Here is an 18,758-nt window from a genome sequence, read left to right as displayed (position 1 = left end):
CAAATCAACGTGAAGTAACAAATCAATCAAATTTCGTGTAAAAAAAAGCCGATGATGCTACCAACATCACCGACTTAAATATCCCTAAAAGTGCTCAAGCTTTTCAACATCAACTATTCATTTGATGCAGGGATTCTTTTGTGTCAGTCGTTCAAAACTAACAATTCAAAATTATGTCAAAAAATCGACAATTTAACAAGATTCCGATTAAGATCATGCGAATCAGTTTATTCCAAACCATTATTACCTTTCTGTGTATGTCGTTCGCAAATGCGGGAACTACGCATGCTCAGGAAATACTTGACCAAAAGGTAAGTATCAACGTTAGTCAGCAAGAAGTTGAGAAGATTCTTGAAAAGATAGAAACCGAGGCGAATATCAAGTTTATGTATAGTCCTCAGTTGATTATGGCTAATAGAAAAGTAAGTCTTGTCGTAAAGAAAGAGAAACTTTCAACGGTTTTAGAAGAATTGTTAAAGCCTTTGAAAATCAATTATGAAGTAGTCGGTAGAAAAATCTTGCTCAAAAGATTGAATGCCAAAACCACTTCTAAAATTGATGGAGAAGACAATTTAGGTTTTTTAGAAAGTAGCATAGAGCAAACCATCAAAGGAAAAATCACGGATGCCGAAAACAATGAAACCATTGCAGGTGTAAGTATTGCCATAAAAGGTACAACGCAAGGTACTACAACCGATGCTAATGGAAATTTCTCATTGGTCGTTCCTAACGAAAAAGCAGTATTAGTCATTACTTCGGTTGGTTATGATCCACAAGAAATAACAGTTGGAAATCGCTTTTCGATTAACATCAGTTTAGCCCCTGATAGCAAAAAACTGAATGAAGTCGTTGTGGTAGGTTATGGAACGCAAAAAGTAACCAATGTTTCTGGAGCAATTGCTACGGTAAAAGGGGCTGATATTGAAAAACTTCGTCCTGTTCGTCCAGAAGATGCACTTCAGGGTAGAGCTTCAGGTGTTACCGTTATTTCAAATGGTTCACCAGGTTCAAAACCAACAGTATTGATTAGAGGTATTCCTTCTTTTTCGGGAACAGACCCAGTCGTAATTATTGATGGCGTACCACAAACTTTAAATGATTTTAATTCTATCAATTCTGCCGATATTGAATCAATGAACGTATTGAAAGATGCGGCAACTACGGCTATTTATGGTGTAAAAGGTGGAAATGGTGTGATTGTAGTAACTACAAAAAGTGGTGGAAAGAATCAGAAAGCTGAAATTTCTTACAGTAGTAATTATGGCGTTCAGCAAGTAATGCAAACTATTGGCGTATTAAATGCAACAGAATACGGAGCGATTTTGAATGAAGGAAGTTTGGTTTCAGGCGGAGGATTGATTTTCAAAGATTTATCAACTTTGGGTGTTGGAACAGATTGGCAAAAACAAATTTTCAAAGATGCTCCTTTGCAATCGCACAATGTTTCGGTAAAAGGAGGAAGTGATAAAGTTCAGTACTTTCTTTCTGGTGGATATTTGGGACAAGATGGTATTGTTGGCGGTGGTGAAAATTCAAATTTTAACCGTTTGAATTTTACTACAAACCTTACTTTTCAGATTGCTCCCAAATTAAAATTCTTGGCAAATACCAGTTATGTAAATATTAAAAGTGTTGGTGTCCAAGAAAACTCTTTCAATTCAGTAATTGGAAGTGCCTTGAATTTCGACCCAACTGTTTCTGTCTTAAATACTGTACCAAATACTGTAGGGAAATATGGCTTTAGTAATTTATTACTTTCAGAGATTTTTAATCCTTTGACAAAACTGGATAACAACTACAATGAAAGTAACGGAAATAAATTATATGGGAAATTAGAGCTACAATATGAAGTAATTAAAAATCTGACGCTTTCTTCTCGTTTTGGTTATACCAATTTTAATAACACTTACAAATCGTTTACGCCACTCGTTTTTTATGGTCCTTTGAATGTAGAAAACTCTATGAATGCCGATGGCTCAATCGTTACTGGCAGACATAACAGCGTTTACGAATCTAAACGAACCGACAATACTTATACTTTTGAAACTTTTGGTACTTATAATTTCAAAATTAATAATGATCATAATTTTGAAACAGTATTAGGGATTTCATTCGCTAAAATAGCTGGCGATGAAATCAATGGTTCAAGACAAGACGTTCCTTTTAATTCATGGACTTTCGCAGACCTTACTTCTGCAACAGGTATCAATACTGCTACCAATACCAATGCGCAAACAGTTGGTAATGGACAATATTTTAGAAAAAACCTTTCTTACTTCGGTAGAGTAAACTATGATTATAAAGACAAATATTTAGTATCGTTTTCTGCTCGTCGTGATGGTTCTTATGCTTTTGGGATTGATAATAAATTTGCCAATTTCTATGCTGGTTCTTTAGGTTGGGTGATTTCAAATGAAGATTTTTTCAATGTTGATTTCTTGAATTACTTGAAAATCAGAGGAAGTTATGGATCTATTGGTAACGAAAACGTTAATCCGCAATATGTAGGTATTATTTCTGGCGGACCAAGTTACGCAGGCGATGCTAACAGTAATGGTTATACTTTTGGCAATACTTTTACGACTGGTTCTACGGTGGGTTCTTATGCCAATACCACTTTGCGTTGGGAGAAACAGTTACAAAGCAACGTTGGTTTTGATGTACGTTTTGGCAATAATAAATGGTCGCTTTCCGCAGATTATTTTGATAAATCGGTTGATGGTTTATTATTTACGCCTTCTATTTCATTGTACTTGGGTGCTGCTGCTGCACCAACTGCGAATATTGGTTCAACCAAAAGTAGCGGTGTTGATTTGAACCTTGGTTACAATGCTGAAATCCTGAAAGATTTAAAACTAAATACAAACGTTACTTTTACTACTTCTAAAAATTTAGTAACCGCTACGAATTCAGATGGAACGGCTATTATTCCGGGTGGATCGTATTTCAACGGACAATCACAAACGGCTACTCGTTTCCAACAAGGTTTTGCTCCGGGGTATTTTTATGGATTTAAAACCAATGGACTTTTCCAAAATACTTCACAAATCGCCGAAGCTCCAAAACAAACGGGTGCAGTTCCGGGTGATATTCGTTTCGTAGATGTCAATGGTGATGGACAAATCACAGATTTAGATAAAACGCAAATTGGTAATCCTTTCCCAGATTTTACCTTGGGTTGGAACGTTGGCATAACTTATAAAAACTTGGATGTAAACGTATTTACTTATGCGTCTGTGGGAAATGATATTTACAGAGCTTACGAAAGAAATGCGATTTACTCTAACAAATTCAGATCTGTTTTAGGAAGATGGACGGGTGAAGGTTCAACTAACGATGCCAATAATCCACGTTTTTCATTTGTTGATGCTAACAGTAATATCAGAGTTTCGGACCGCTATGTGGAAGATGGTTCTTTCGTGAAAATCAAAAATGTTCAGATTGGTTATACATTACCATACTCTTTAGTTCCCAAGAAAGTAGTGAATAAAATCCGCATTTATGCACAAGTAAAAAATGCTTTCACTTTCACGAAATATTCAGGTTATGACCCAGAAGTACCCGGTGGCGTGTTAGATACTGGCGTTGATCGTGGTACTTATCCGCAAGCAAGAACTTGGTCTGTTGGTGTGGATGTAAGATTTTAAATTTGGGATTTCAGCTTTCGGATTTCAGTCATCAGTTTTTTGACTTCTAATTTCGGTTTTCAGTAATTAAAGCTGATAATCTAAGTGCAAATAAAAGGTCAGATTCCAAATCCGACAACCGAAATTCGACGTCCGAAAGCAATTAAATTTTAAGAAAAACTAACAATGAAAAACATAAAAAATATTCTCTATTTTCTATTCATTACAATGGCTTTTACTAGCTGTAGTGAATGGGTTGACTATAGTCCAAAAGATGATTATAGAGTAACCGACCAAGATTATTTGAAATCTTCTGCTGATTATCAAAGCATGGGTGTAAGTGTTTATACACCTATACAATGGTTGAATCAGTTAGTGCCAGTGGGTGATATTGCTTCTGACAATGCAGTAGCAGGAGGTGAAAATGCCTCTGACGTACTAGATTTACAGAATATTGATGACCTCACACTTACTGCACAAAACGGAACTTTAGCCGAAATCTGGAAGGCTTCTTACGAAGGCATCAATCGTGCGAATTATCTGTATCAATACAAAGACAAAAATCCAGCAGGCGAAGTAATCGCTTTCCCAGAAAAAGAAGCTATGTATGGTGAAGTAGCATTTTTAAGAGCTTATTATTATTTCACTTTGGTAAAAGTTTTCGGAAATGTGCCTTTGTTTGTGGATAAAAAATTGGGAATTGCAGATTCAAGAACGTTGAAGCAATCGCCTAAAGCAGATGTTTATGCGCAAATTGAAAAAGATTTGACCAATGCAATTGCTGCTTTACCAAGTACCGACCCTAAAAATGGCAGAATCACCAAATTTGCAGCACAAGCACTTTTAGGAAAAGTATATCTATACCAAAATAAGTTTGATTTAGCCGCAGGAGTATTAAAAAGTGTAATTGATGGACCTTATTCTTTAGTACCAAACTTTGGAGATATTTTCTTGCAATCTGGTGAAAATGGTGCTGAAGCTGTCTTTGAAATTCAATATTCAAATCTTTCTCCTTATTACAATTGGGGTGGTGTTACTCGTGGACAAGGAAATTTAGCAGTTCAACAATGTGGTATTCGTGGTATCACAGGGAATAGTCCGTATGCAGCAGGTTGGAGTACGAATTTACCAACGCAAGATTTAGTCAATGCTTATCAAGCGGGAGATAAAAGAAAAGACATTACTTGTTTGGAAATCGAAGCCTATAAAAATGCTAATCCAAATTTAGGCATTACTTATCAAGTAGCTCCTTATAAAAATACTGGTTTGTATAACCAAAAATATCTGCCAAGAAAAGGAGAAACCAGTGGGCAAATCGAACTGAATTATTTGAATAATCAACGTATTATCCGCCTTTCGGATGTCTATTTGATGTATGCTGAGGCTTTGAATCGTAAAGCTTCTCCAGATGATATTAATGCGCAATTGTACTTGAATAAAGTTCGTCAAAGAGCTTTCGGAGACAATGCTCATAACATTTCAGCTACTGGAAATACTTTGAAAGAAGCAATCTGGACTGAACGCAGATTAGAATTAGGCATGGAAGGCGACCGCTTTTTCGACTTGGTTCGTAGTGGACAAGCGGCTACGAAAATCAAAAATTTTGTTGTTGGAAAGAACGAAGTATTTCCAATTCCTCAAGCTGAAATTGATGTTTCTGGCTTGGTACAAAATGCTGGTTATTAATTCAGACTCATATTTTCTAAATGAATTTCGATGAAAAATATACATAAATTTTTATCCATGTTAGCTTTTATCGCTATCATGTCGGCATGTAATGAAAAGTTTTTTGATGATATTTCTTTTCTTGAAACTGCCTCGTCACCGGCAAAAATGTCAGCTCTTTTTGACATCACCCAAGACAATACGGGTTTAGTAACCATCACGCCAAATGGCGAAGGCGTTGCCACTTTCTCTGTAAATTTTGGTGATGGTACCGCTTCGCCCGCAACAGTCGATGCAGGAAAAAGCGTACAACACAAATATGCAGAAGGCATTTATAGCGTAAAATTGGTTGGAAAAGGAGTCACTGGAAAAGTATCAGAAAGTACACAAGAACTTACAGTCTCTTTTAAAGCACCAGAAAATGTAGAAGTAAATTCAACTATCGACCCAGCAAATCCTTTTAAAGTAAATGTTTCAGCAAAAGCTACTTATGAAACTTTGTTTAAAGTGTATTTTGGAGATGTTGCTAATGAAGTACCGATGTCTTTTTTAGAAGGTGCAACCATTAGCCATACTTATACAGCGGTAGGAACTTATGAAATGAAAGTAGTGGCTTTGAGTGGTGGAAAAGCAACAACCGAAGTAAAAAAGACGATAAACATTGTAAGTCCTGTGGTATTACCACTTGACTTTGAAACAGCTGGGCAAACCTATAAATTCAGCAATTTTGAAGGTGGCGATGTTTCTGTAATTGCCAATCCACAAGTTAGTGGTATTAATACTTCTTCAAAAGTGGCTAAGATGGTGAAAAATCCGGGACAAACTTATGGTGGAAGTTTAATTACTTTGGGTGCTTCGATGGACTTTTCTGTGAATAAATACTTTTCAATGAAAGTGTTTTCTCCAAGAGTAGGTGCAAAGGTTTTATTGAAAGTAGAAAATGCTTCAAATGGCTCACAAAGTTTTGAGAAAGAACTTACCACAAGCAAAGCCAATGTTTGGGAAGAATTAATCTTTGATTTCAGTGCTATCAACACGGCTAATTCATATCAAAACATTGTGTTGATTTTTGATAATGGTACTCGTGGTGATGGTTCAGCTAATTTTACTTTCTTGTTTGATGATATTAAATTGATGAACCCTGTTGTGATTGCGCCAATCAATTTGCCTGTCACTTTTGATGAAGCTAATACGAATTATACCGTCACTGATTTCGGAAATAATAGTACTATCGACGGCATTGACCCAACGAATCCAAGCAACAAAGTGAAAATTACAACCAAGCCTTCTGGTGCTGAAACTTGGGCTGGAACTACCATCGGAACACCAACAGGTTTTGCTTCTGCTATTAAGTTGACGGCCTCTAATCCTAAAATGAGTGTGAAAGTATATTCTCCTGCGGCGGGTATTCCAATCCGATTAAAAATTGAAGACCGTAATAATGCTTCTATCTCTGTTGAAACAGAAGTATTGACTAAATCTGCTAAAGCTTGGGAAGAATTAACCTTTGATTTTACCAAACAAGTAGCTGGTACTCCTACACTTAATTTAGCGAATACTTATCACAAAGCTTCCTTATTCTTTGATTTTGGAACAGCGGGTAATGGTAAAGTTTTTTATTGGGATGACGTAAAAATCGCTACAACTACTGAAACCAATAATACGCTTACTATTCCATTAACTTTTGAATCTACTTCTTTGAAATATGACTTCTTGAATTTCGACGGAGGAAATGCTACAGTCATTACAAACCCTCATTCAAATGGAATCAATACGAGTTCGAAAGTGGCTCAAATGATTAAAAATGGTGGTCAAGCTTGGGGTGGTGCTTTTATAACTTTAGAGAAAACGATAGATTTTTCTGTTGGTAAAACTTTTAAAATGAAAGTATATGCTCCGAAAGTAGGCACTAAAGTTTTGTTGAAAGTAGAAAATCTAACGGATGGTGGTGTCAGTTTTGAAAAAGAATTAAGTACGACAAAAGCCAATGCTTGGGAAGAACTAACTTTTGATTTCAGCGGAATTGATGTAAGCAAAAGCTATCAAAAAGTAGTCTTGATTTTTGATAATGGTACCAAAGGAGATGGCTCTGCGAACTTCACTTATTTATTTGATGACATCATTCTTTATTAATCTAACATTCAGATAATCATGATAACTAATAATATAAAATCATTTATACTCATTTTGTGTGCATCGGTAATGAGTATTAGTGCTTGTAAACAAGCAGAATATGCTTTTGGAGATATTGTTGCGCCTTCAAACCTTACAATAACGGCTGATGTACAGGGAGTAGATGCGAACAATCCGAACGGAAATGGTTCTGGGAATGTGGTGATTTCAACCCTTGCCGACAAGGCTTTAACTTATAAAGTTGATTTTGGTGATGGAACTACGCAAATGGTTCCTTCAGGAAAAATCACATATAAGTACAGTATTCCGGGTACTAAAGATTATACCATTACGGTGAGTGCTGTCGGAACGGGTGGTGCAGCTTCTACCTTGAGTAAAAAAGTAAAAGTATTTGTGGCTTTTGAAGTTCCTACGGATATTCTTACAGCTTTGACAAACAATGCTTCAAAAGTTTGGGTGACTGATAAAGATGCTTCGGGACACGTAGGTGTTGGTCCAGCAGATGCCTTTTCTCCAATTTGGTATGCAGCAGACCCAAATACTCGTCCTGCTTGTTTGTATGATGATGAAATTACTTTTACAAAAGATGCCAACAACAACGTAGCCATGACTGTCGATAACAAAGGGCAATCTTCATTAATTGGTGCAGCTACTTCATATTATGGTTTGGCTGGTGGCGATGGTTGTTATGATATAAGTACTACGGGTGCTAAAAATTTAATTTTTTCAGGAGCTACTTCTTCATCAACAACTGCAAATTCTACTAGAGTACAATTTACAGTACCGGGAAATGGGATTGTAAATTTTGCAACAGGGAGTAATACTTATGAAATATTAGCACTTTCTGCCAACAGCATGACTTTAAGAACAATCGGTGCAGATGGAAATGCTTGGTTTACTAAATTGAAAGTAAAACAAGCCGAAGAACCCGTAACAGAAAAGAAATTGTTTTGGGCAGAAGAATTTGATAAAGACGGTGCGCCTAATCCTGCTGTTTGGGGTTATGATTTAGGCAATGGAGATAATGGTTGGGGAAATGCCGAAAAACAATTTTATACCAATCGCACTGAAAACATCCAAGTGAAAGATGGTCTATTAAAAATCACAGCTCAAAAAGAAAATTACAGTGGTTTTGCTTATACTTCGGCAAGAATTCAAACTATGAATAAATTCTCTTTTACTTATGGAAGAGTAGATATTCGTGCCAAACTGCCTACTGGAGGAGGCACTTGGCCAGCTTTATGGATGTTAGGAAGTAATATACAAACTGTTGGTTGGCCTGCTTGTGGAGAAATAGATATTATGGAAGCCAAAGGCAACGAACCCAATAAAATTTACGGAACAATGCACCATCCTAATCATGCAGGAGGAAATGCCGATAGTGGTAATACAACCATCACAAATGCTTCTACTGAATTTCATGTTTATTCAGTAGATTGGTCGGCAAGTACTATCAAAATGTATGTTGATAATAAGCTTTTTTACACTTTCACCAACACAAATGCTTTACCATTCAACAAGGATTTCTTTTTTATCATCAACTTCGCAATGGGCGGAACATTTGGCGGAGCGATTGATCCAAATTTTGTTACCTCAACGTTTGAAGTAGATTATATTAGGGTCTATAAATAGCCTAGCATTGAATATGGATGAATATTAGTAATCCCGAATGTTAAAAGCATAAATAGCGGTCAAAATTAGTTTTTTGACCGCTATTTATTTAACGGAATGACAATCTTTTTTGTCTATGTTGGAGATACTTACAACGAGGGAGAAAAAAATGTGGTTTTGATAATTGGATACATTTATATTACCCGTTCAGGGTTTTAGAAATAATATCTTGCTCTTTTCTATAATCCTTTCATCCCTTCGGGATTTGGGGAAAGGGTCATTTACACTACTTTAAAAATACTGACTTAATCAGCAGTTTTGTTTTAATACTCCAATTAGTACTAGGCTTTCCTTCAATTCAAAATTATGGTTTCTATAATTGGTGTATTGCTAACGCTGGTATTGTTGGTCTTGGCGACCCAATGATAAACAACAACAACTGTGGAGTCATCGAAGCCTTGTTTTTATTCTCACGCCACTGAAAATCGGTCATCGGAATGGCATTGACCTAAAGCTAGTGCCATTTTTTGTTGATAATAGTAAATAAAATAAAGTATAAATAAATATTTCAATTAACTTATGTGAAGAAAATGAAAGTTAAGTGATAAATATTCGTGATTTCTTTGTCTTTTATAATAAAAACGATAAATTTAGGTTAAGATGAACACATTTTTCGTGCACTTCATTTATGTGTTCTTCTTATTACCTTTTTTACTTCAAAAAACTAAAAGCGATGAAAAAAATTCTCCATTTACTAGCTTTCGTAGCTAGTTCTTTAGCTATTGTATCCTGCAATGATGTATCATTAGAAAATTCAGATGAGGCTTTAAATGATTTAAACGAATCTTCCAGAAATGTTAGGATGGGGCGTCAATGTGCTTCGATGGAAGTACTTGAAGCAAACATGAAAGAAGACCCAAGTTTGATTGATAAAATGAATGCTGTTGAACAACAAACATTGGCATTTCAACAAAAAATGAAAGCAAGTAGGGTAGGAGAAACAGGTACTTTGGTAATTCCTGTAGTTGTAAATGTCATTTATAACACTGCTGCTCAAAACATTAGTATTGAACAGATTCAATCACAAATTGATGTACTTAACAAAGATTTTAGCGGTACTAATACCGATGCAAGTTTAGTACCAAGTGCTTTTACTTCAAGATTCTCTAATTTAGAATTACAATTTACGCTTTCGAATGTTGTGCGTAAACAAAGTAATAAAACTTCGTGGGGAACTAGAGATGCGATGAAAAGTGCTAAAAAAGGAGGGATTGATCCAACGTCTCCTACAACTACGCTCAATATTTGGATTTGTAATATTGGAAGTAATATTTTAGGCTATGCTCAATTTCCAGGAGGTGCTGCTTCAACTGATGGTGTGGTTATTTCACCTCAGTATTTTGGTACTACAGGTTACGTCTCAGCGCCATTTGATAAAGGTAGAACAGCTACTCATGAAATTGGTCACTGGTTAAATCTACGTCATATTTGGGGTGATGCTTCTTGTGGTAATGATATGGTAACAGACACTCCTACACAACAAACGGCTAATTATGGTTGTCCATCGTTTCCAAAAGTTACTTGTAGTAATGGTCCAAACGGTGATATGTTTATGAATTATATGGATTATACCGACGACGCTTGTATGTACATGTTCTCGGCAGGACAAAAAACTAGAACAAGAGCCATTTTTGCAGTTGGAGGAGCTAGAGCTAGTTTTAATCCATAAATGGAATAATCAATAAAAAGTAATACATTTAAGCCTTCTCTAAGCACGGAGAGAAGGCTTTTTTTATGAATCAATTCATCTTTATATTTTTCATGTTAGGAATCAATGTTTCACCCAAAGAAACGATTCATTCACTAGCACTTCATTATCAGACAAGAGGAATGCAGAAGCATTTGCTTATAACGGCTGATAGTACCATTGTTACTATCAATGCTGAAAGACATAGCTTTAAAACTAAAGCTATTCAGTGGAAGAAAATCTTGAAAACGATGGAGCAAGTGAAATTAAACAGTATCTCTCGTTTAAAAAGACCCAGTACTAAATCTTTTTATGATGGTGCAATGGCTGCACAAATGGAAGTAATTACTTCAAAGAAAACTTATGTGTCTATTGATTTTGACCATACACAAGCTCCGTTAATGTTATCGAAAACCATTGCTATGATGAAAGCATCTCTAAAGGATGCTAGTCCGAAAGTGGATTTTTAAATTACTCGTAGCGTTTTTGATTTTTGACAGTATAAAAAGTTGTCAGAAATAGTTTTCATACGCATATCCATGTATATCACCTTTTCAGGGTTAATGTTTTCTTCAATCCCAAAGGGATGATATGATTATAGAAAAAAGAAAAGATTGAGAATTGTACGAGACTCCGAAAGTTCGAGTATGGAGACTTCGTTTTTAAGCTATAAACATTTGAATCCTTCGGATTATTTTTAACAATTTCATTCTCAATAGGATTGGATTTGAACCCAATCCTAAACCCAATTCTCTAAATTTGCCTTTTTTTTTGCCCCTTTATGGCGAATAGTGTAATTTTGCACATCTTCAAGAAACAATCATCTAAAATTCTTCAAGATGCCATCGTAAACCTAATACTTTGGCTCACTGAATTCATTACTGAATCAATGCAAGATAAGATTAACGACATTCATCAGCAGATTGCTGATTTTACTATTTCCAACAAGGAACAATTAGAGGCTTTCCGTATTGCTTATGTAGGACGTAAGGGCGTAATTGGTGACCTTTTTGATGAACTGAAAAATGTTGCACAAGAAGAACGCCGTGCCGTTGGACAATCCCTGAATTCATTAAAAGAAGCAGCTCAAGTAAAATTCAATGAGTTTCAAGCTTTGATGGAAGCAAGTGCTGAGAAATCAGTAGCGATTGAATTTGATTTAACACTTCCAAACGTTCCTTTCGAAAATGGAAGTATTCATCCATTGACTTTAGTGCGTGCTAGAATCATCGAAATCTTTGCTAAAATGGGTTTCAATGTTTCGGATGGTCCTGAAATAGAATCTGATTTTTATAATTTCACGGCATTGAATTTTGCTGAAAATCACCCTGCTCGTGAAATGCAAGATACTTTCTTTATCGAGAAAAAAGGTGGAAATGTTGCCGACGATATGTTGTTAAGAACGCATACTTCTAACGTACAAATTCGTTTGATGCAAAACCAAAAACCGCCTTTGCGTTCGATTATGCCGGGTCGTGTGTATCGTAACGAAGCCATTTCTGCGAGAGCGCACTGTTTATTCCACCAAGTAGAAGGATTGTATGTTGATAAAAATGTAGGTTTCAAAGATTTGAAAGATACACTTTATTACTTTGCCAAAGAGATGTTCGGACAAGATACTAAAGTACGTTATCGTCCTTCATATTTTCCATTTACTGAACCTTCTGCTGAAATCGACATTACTTGTTTAATATGTAAAGGGAAAGGCTGTAATGTTTGTAAATATTCGGGCTGGGTAGAAATTGCAGGTTCTGGAATGGTTGACCCTAATGTTTTAGAACAATGCGGTATTGATTCTCAAGAATACACAGGTTTCGCCTTTGGAATGGGTATCGAAAGAATCACGATGTTAAAATATCAAATTAAAGATTTACGATTATTCACCGAAAACGATGTAAGATTCTTACGTCAGTTTGAAGGATTATAAAAAATTGAATCAAGTTTAATAAAAAGACCTGTAAACTCAGGTCTTTTTATTTTGTATAAGGCTGTAAAATTCAACTACTTCTTAGCCGAATTAACACATTTTAACAGCCCTATCCTCTTCAAGCCAATCTTATTTAGTATTTTTGAGTTCAAATTTGTCTTTTGCTTACGTTGATAAGCGTTTTTAGCTAAAAAATGATTACTATCAACAAACAACCGATAACTGATAACGTACCCCTCAATGAACAATTTTAAAAAAATCAACAATCTCATAGGCTGGATTGTATTTGCCATCTCACTATTCGTCTTCACCGCAACGGTTGAACGTACTGCATCTTTTTGGGATTGTGGTGAGTTTATCGCTTGTGCATTTAAACTTCAAGTTCCACACCCTCCAGGAGCACCTCTATTTTTATTATTGGGTAGAATGTTCTCGTTGTTAGCTGGTTCAGACACCACTCAAGTAGCTTACTGGGTAAACATGATGTCGGTACTTTCAAGTGCTTTAACAATATTGTTTATGCACTGGACAATTGTTTTAATTGGACGTAAAGTTTATAACAAAAAATTTGAAGAGCTTTCAAAAGGCGAAGCCATTACTTTATTAGGTGCTGGTGTAGTTGGTTCTTTGGCTTATGCTTTCTCTGATACTTTCTGGTTCTCAGCCGTTGAAGCAGAAGTTTATGCGATGTCATCATTCTTTACTGCTTTGGTAGTTTGGGCGGCATTCAAATGGGAAGTTATTGAAGATGAAGCTACTGCAAATCGTTGGTTGATTTTAATTGCTTATATCGTAGGTCTTTCAATCGGTGTTCACTTATTGAACTTGGTTACTGTACCTGCTTTGGCATTGTTATACTATTTCAAAAAATATCCTAAACCTACTTTCAAAGGTGGAATCATTGCTTTATTGGCAGGTTTATTTATTCTAGGAGTAATCAACTCGGCAATCATTCCGGGTATTCCTTCAATGGCATTCAAATTCGAATTGTTATTTACTAATGGTTTTGGATTACCTTATGGTTTTGGAGCAATTTTCTTTGTAATTGTGCTAGTTGGTGCAATTGTTTGGGGAATTTTATATTCAATCAAAAAAGAAAAAGTAAACCTGAATATCTCTTTACTTTCATTGGTTTTTGTATTAATTGGATACCTTTCTTATAACTTGGCTTTTGTTCGTTCTACTTTTAATACCCCTATCAACGAAAACGACCCAAGTAATATCTTGAATTATGTAAAGTATTTGAAGCGTGAACAATACGGAGAACGCTCTTTATTGTACGGCCCAATTTATACAGGTACAGTTGAAAGTGTTGAAAAAGGTGCGCCAGTTTATAAAATGAAAGATGGCAAGTATGAGGTTTACGACTACAAGCAAAAACTGATATACTCTAAAGACGGACAAATGTTGTTGCCACGTGTTTATAGCAGTTCTCCGCAGCACATTCAGCTATATGAAGAAATGTTAGGTTTGTCAGCTGGCGAAAAACCAAGTTTTGGAGATAACCTTAAATTCATGTTTACTCATCAAATGGGACACATGTATATGAGATATTTACTTTGGAATTTTGTGGGTCGTGAAAGTGACGTTCAAGATGCTGGCGTAATTGATTATACCAGAAAAGGCGAGCTTCCAGAATTGTTAGCCCATAATAAAGCTAGAAATAATTACTTCTGGCTACCAATGATTTTGGGCTTATGTGGTTTTGTATTATTGGTGCGTAAAAACGAAAACGATTTCTTAGTAACAACCTTAATGTTCTTATTGACAGGTTTAGCACTTGTTGTATTCTTGAACTCACCACCGGTTGAACCTCGTGAACGTGATTATATTTATGTAGGTTCGTTCTATTTCTTTGCCATTTGGATTGGTCTAGGCGTAATTCAATTAGCAGAATGGTTAGGTAAATTCTTGAAGAATCCAATGGTTTCAGGTACTGTAGCAACTTTAGTAACAGCAGTAGTTCCAGTAATTTTGATTCAACAAAACTGGGATGACCACGACCGTAATCACCGTTATCACCAAATAGACTTTGCTAAAAACATGTTGAATTCATGTGCGCCAAATGCTATTTTATTTACAGGTGGAGATAATGATACTTTCCCTTTGTGGTATGTACAAGAAGTAGAAGGCTACCGTACAGACGTGCGTGTTTGTAACCTTTCTTTATTAGGAACAGACTGGTATATCGACCAAATGAAACGTAAGACTTACGATTCACAAGCACTTCCAATCTCTTTACCAAAAGACCGTTTCTTAGAAGGCTTGAACGAGCAAATCATGTATTACGAAAACCCAAATGTTAAAACGGGTATCAATTTATTAGAATACTTGAAATTGGTAAAAGATGATAATCAAGCGATCAAAGTACCTTTAACGGATGGCTCAATGATTAATACTTTACCAACAGAAAATCTATTCTTACCAATTGATGTTGAAGCAGTTAAAAAAGCAGGATTTGTACCAAAAGATTTAGAACCATTCATGACAAATCAAATGGCTTGGTCAACTGGTAAAAATGGTATCATGAAACCAGAGTTGATTCAATTAGATTTGATTGCTCAGAATGCAGCAACAGGTTGGAAACGTCCAATTTACTTTGCTACAACTTTGCCTTCTGCAAGCTATTTGAACTTGAAAGAATACATGCAATTAGAAGGTTATGCTTATAGATTGATGCCTTTCAAAGTACCAGAAGCAAAAGATGGTTTTGTAAACAGCGAATTAATGTATAATAACCTGACTACGAAAATGTTCTGGCGTGATTTGGACAATCCGAAAACATATTATCATTCAGATTTTTATTTAGAAGTTCCAGTAGTAACGGCTCGTTTAGCTTTCTTACGTTTAGCAGACCAATTAGTTCGTGAAGGCAAATTTGCCAAAGCGAAAGCTGCATTAGATTATTGCTTAAAAGTAATGCCAGACAAAACCATTCCTTACGACCAACTTTCTGCCAATTTCGTAGCACTTTATTTAGCTGCTGGCGATAAGAAAACAGGTTTAGAAATGGCTGAAACCATTATGAACAGAAACAACAAAGCTTTAGACTATTATCTAAATGATAGAAGAGGTAGCGATGGCAGAGAAGTACAAACGAATTTATATGAGATGCAAATCATCATTGAAGGCGTAAAAAATGCAAAACTTCCTGAAGCAGCTAAATACCAAGCGATGTTTGATAAGCAAATGAATAAAGCGAATTCTTAGTTTTTAAGACTGAAGTACTTTATTAGAAAAGTCTTTTTGAAATTCATTAACAATAAAATCCACCAAAAAATGGGTGGATTTTATTGTTAATGACCCTTTGAAAACATAAGATTACATAGACAAATGAACAAAATTGTCAGGTATAATCTATTATAGTTTGCTTATTAAGGTAGTGGTAACCTTTGTAGTTACCCGAAATAAGAAACGGTAACCAGCAAAGGTTACCGTTTCTTATATTTTTATCTATTAGGGAGCATCAAAGCTTAATTTTAAAATACCTAAAAATGAATAGTTTATGAATTAATCACATCCAAAAACTACAAACTCTTCAAATGCCTTTCTAACGTTTCCATGTCTTTTATCAATACTTCTCTGGCTTTTGAGCCTTCGAATTGACCGACGATTCCTGCGGCTTCTAATTGATCAATTAAACGACCAGCACGATTGTATCCTAATTTTAACCTTCTTTGAATCAATGATGTTGAACCTTGTTGATGGGTAACAATTAGGCGAGCTGCTTCATCAAAAAACTGATCACGATTACTTGGGTCGAAATCACTTTTTTCGGAACCTCCTCCTTCACTTTCTCCTTCAAATTCTGGTAACATGTAAGCAGAATCGTAACCTTGTTGATTTCCGATAAATTCACAAACATCTTCTACTTCTGGCGTATCAACAAAAGCACATTGCAAACGAATAATATCAGAACCCATCGAAAGTAACATATCTCCTTGACCAACCAATTGTTCTGCTCCGCCAGTATCCAAAATCGTTCTTGAGTCAATTTTTGAAGTAACTTTAAAGGAAAGACGAGCAGGAAAGTTAGCTTTAATTGTACCAGTAATAACGTTTACCGATGGACGTTGGGTCGCTACAACTAAGTGAATACCGATAGCACGTGCCAACTGAGCCAAACGAGCAATTGGCTGTTCTACGTCTTTTCCAGCCGTCATCATTAAATCTGCCAACTCATCTATAATCAATACGATATAAGGCATAAAATAATGTCCTTTATCTGGATTCAGCCTTCTATTAACAAACTTTACATTGTATTCTTTCAAATTTCTACAACCTGCATCTTTCAACAAATTGTAACGATTATCCATTTCTATACAAAGCGAATTTAAAGTATGTACAACCTTTTTGGTATCCGTAATAATGGCTTCGGCAGCGTTTGGTAACATTGCCAAGAAGTGTCTCTCAATTTTATTGAAAAGTGTTAATTCAACCTTTTTAGGGTCAACCAATACAAATTTTAATTGTGATGGATGTTTTTTGTAAAGCAGAGAAGTAAGAATCATATTCAAACCAACCGATTTCCCTTGTCCAGTAGCACCTGCCATCAGTAAGTGAGGCATTTTGGCTAAATCTGTGATAAAAATATCATTACTAATGGTTTTCCCTAAAACAATTGGTAATTCAGCAGTTGATTTCTGGAATTTTTCAGAGCCAATAACCATTTTTACAGGAACCATTTCACGGTTTTTGTTTGGTACTTCAATACCAATTGTGCCTTTCCCTGGAATTGGAGCAATAATACGAATACCCAAAGCAGCTAAGGATAAAGCAATATCATCTTCTAAATTCTTGATTTTTGAAATCCTAACTCCAGCATCTGGAATAATTTCATACAAAGTAACCGTTGGTCCAATTGTAGCTTTGATAGAAGCGATACCGATGCCATAATTCGCCAAAGTTTCCACAATTTTATCTGAATTGGCTTTTAATTCTTCTTGTGAAACATTTGGTTTGCCCATGTCATACTCTTTCATCAAATCCAATGTTGGGTACTTGTAATGAGGCAAATCTAACATTGGGTCGTATAGCCCAAATTTTTTCACTAATTCATCATTGACAGATTCGTTGATTTCTAAAGGAGCATCATCTTCAAAATCTTCAATAATTTCAGGAATATCATCGCTATTTTCAATCGTCAAAGCAACTGGACCTTTGTTTGCATTATTACTTTTAGTAATGGGCGTTTCTACAACTGGCGGAAGAAAAGGACGAATATTGGCTTCGTCAAAATTATCTTCACGGTCGATGGCTAACTCCTCTTCTGGTTCTTCTTCAGCTAAAATTGTTTCAAAGTTCTCTCGTACTCGTTTGATATTTTTAGCTTCGGCAATATTGTCTTCTGTCGCTTCATTTTCAGGTGTAGCTACAGCAATATTGTCGTTCTCACCTTCAGTTGTGGCAAAACTTGAAGTGTCAACTTTGTAATAATAAACGATAAAAACAATTAGTACAAAAGAGATGACAAAGAAAGAAGCCCAACCGATAAAACCATATAAATATTCATTGATAAAATAGCCGATACCGCCACAAAGGTTACTCCATTTTTCCTCCGCTTCAAGCATGAAAACGAAAAAACCAAGGAAAGTACTTAGCCAAATCATGTAAAATAATGATTGCCAAGTAAGTTTTTCAAGGGGTAAAATTTCCTTCTTAAAAGATAGTTTGTAACCCGCAATCAATAAAATGGGAACAAGTAAAAAGGCTGACCAACCGAAAAGTCTAAAAAGCAACAAATGCGCTAGTTTCGCTCCATACAAACCGAATGGATTTTTTGGCTGTTTTTTCAAAGGTTCAATAGACGATTGTAAATCATCTTCCACTTCACTTTGGTCTGCATCACCTGTAAAAAGATGCGACGAAAATGAAAAAAACATGAATATACCTAAGAGTATAAACAGGATGCCCAAAACGAAGTGTAATTGTTCGCTTTGAAGTATTTTTTTTATATTGAAATCAAACGAAATGGGTTGGGAAGGATTTCGTTCTTTGGTTTTTTCTGTATTTTTTGGAATATTTCTAGCCATATAAAAAATTGGTTCTT

General features: G+C 35.6%; 9 protein-coding genes. 8 read left to right on the top strand and 1 reads right to left on the bottom strand.

The genetic code is table 11. The features are described from left to right. Nucleotides 1–215: 215 nt before the first annotated feature. The 8 genes from ABID42_RS09120 to ABID42_RS09085 all read left to right on the top strand — a co-directional run bounded on the left by ABID42_RS09120 (nucleotide 216) and on the right by ABID42_RS09085 (nucleotide 15,919). Nucleotides 216–3,647, top strand: a complete 3,432-nt coding sequence (locus ABID42_RS09120) for a TonB-dependent receptor (protein ID WP_367283396.1) — start codon at nucleotides 216–218, stop codon at nucleotides 3,645–3,647. Between the two features lie 165 nt (nucleotides 3,648–3,812). After that, on the top strand, nucleotides 3,813–5,312 hold the full coding sequence (locus ABID42_RS09115) for a RagB/SusD family nutrient uptake outer membrane protein (RefSeq protein ID WP_367283395.1): 1,500 nt from the start codon (nucleotides 3,813–3,815) through the stop codon (nucleotides 5,310–5,312). A gap of 30 nt (nucleotides 5,313–5,342) precedes the next feature. After that, nucleotides 5,343–7,424, top strand: a complete 2,082-nt coding sequence (locus tag ABID42_RS09110; protein ID WP_367283394.1) for a hypothetical protein — start codon at nucleotides 5,343–5,345, stop codon at nucleotides 7,422–7,424. 18 nt (nucleotides 7,425–7,442) lie between these two features. After that, the gene (locus ABID42_RS09105; RefSeq protein ID WP_367283393.1) at nucleotides 7,443–9,056 is read left to right on the top strand and encodes a family 16 glycosylhydrolase; all 1,614 of its coding nucleotides are present in this window, start codon (nucleotides 7,443–7,445) and stop codon (nucleotides 9,054–9,056) included. A gap of 712 nt (nucleotides 9,057–9,768) precedes the next feature. Further along, complete coding sequence (locus ABID42_RS09100; RefSeq protein WP_323259974.1) at nucleotides 9,769–10,764, top strand: zinc metalloprotease; 996 nt, start codon at nucleotides 9,769–9,771, stop codon at nucleotides 10,762–10,764. A gap of 92 nt (nucleotides 10,765–10,856) precedes the next feature. Beyond that, entirely contained in the window at nucleotides 10,857–11,252 is a 396-nt protein-coding gene (locus ABID42_RS09095) for a hypothetical protein (protein ID WP_367283392.1), read from the top strand. Between the two features lie 419 nt (nucleotides 11,253–11,671). Next, nucleotides 11,672–12,709 (top strand): phenylalanine--tRNA ligase subunit alpha, encoded by a 1,038-nt coding sequence (gene pheS, locus ABID42_RS09090; protein ID WP_367283607.1) that lies wholly within the window; start codon nucleotides 11,672–11,674, stop codon nucleotides 12,707–12,709. Between the two features lie 240 nt (nucleotides 12,710–12,949). Then, nucleotides 12,950–15,919, top strand: coding sequence for a glycosyltransferase family 117 protein (locus ABID42_RS09085; protein ID WP_367283391.1), 2,970 nt, complete (start codon nucleotides 12,950–12,952; stop codon nucleotides 15,917–15,919). A gap of 317 nt (nucleotides 15,920–16,236) precedes the next feature. Here the strand turns inward: ABID42_RS09085 and ABID42_RS09080 are convergent, their stop codons facing one another. After that, the gene (locus ABID42_RS09080) at nucleotides 16,237–18,741 is read right to left on the bottom strand and encodes an FtsK/SpoIIIE family DNA translocase (protein ID WP_367283390.1); all 2,505 of its coding nucleotides are present in this window, start codon (nucleotides 18,739–18,741) and stop codon (nucleotides 16,237–16,239) included. Nucleotides 18,742–18,758: the final 17 nt, after the last annotated feature.

The organism is Arcicella rosea, from assembly GCF_040543805.1.
Taxonomy (GTDB): Bacteria; Bacteroidota; Bacteroidia; order Cytophagales; family Spirosomataceae; genus Arcicella; species Arcicella rosea.
Note: the sequence above shows the minus strand (reverse complement) of the source record. Positions and strands in the feature narration are given on the sequence as shown.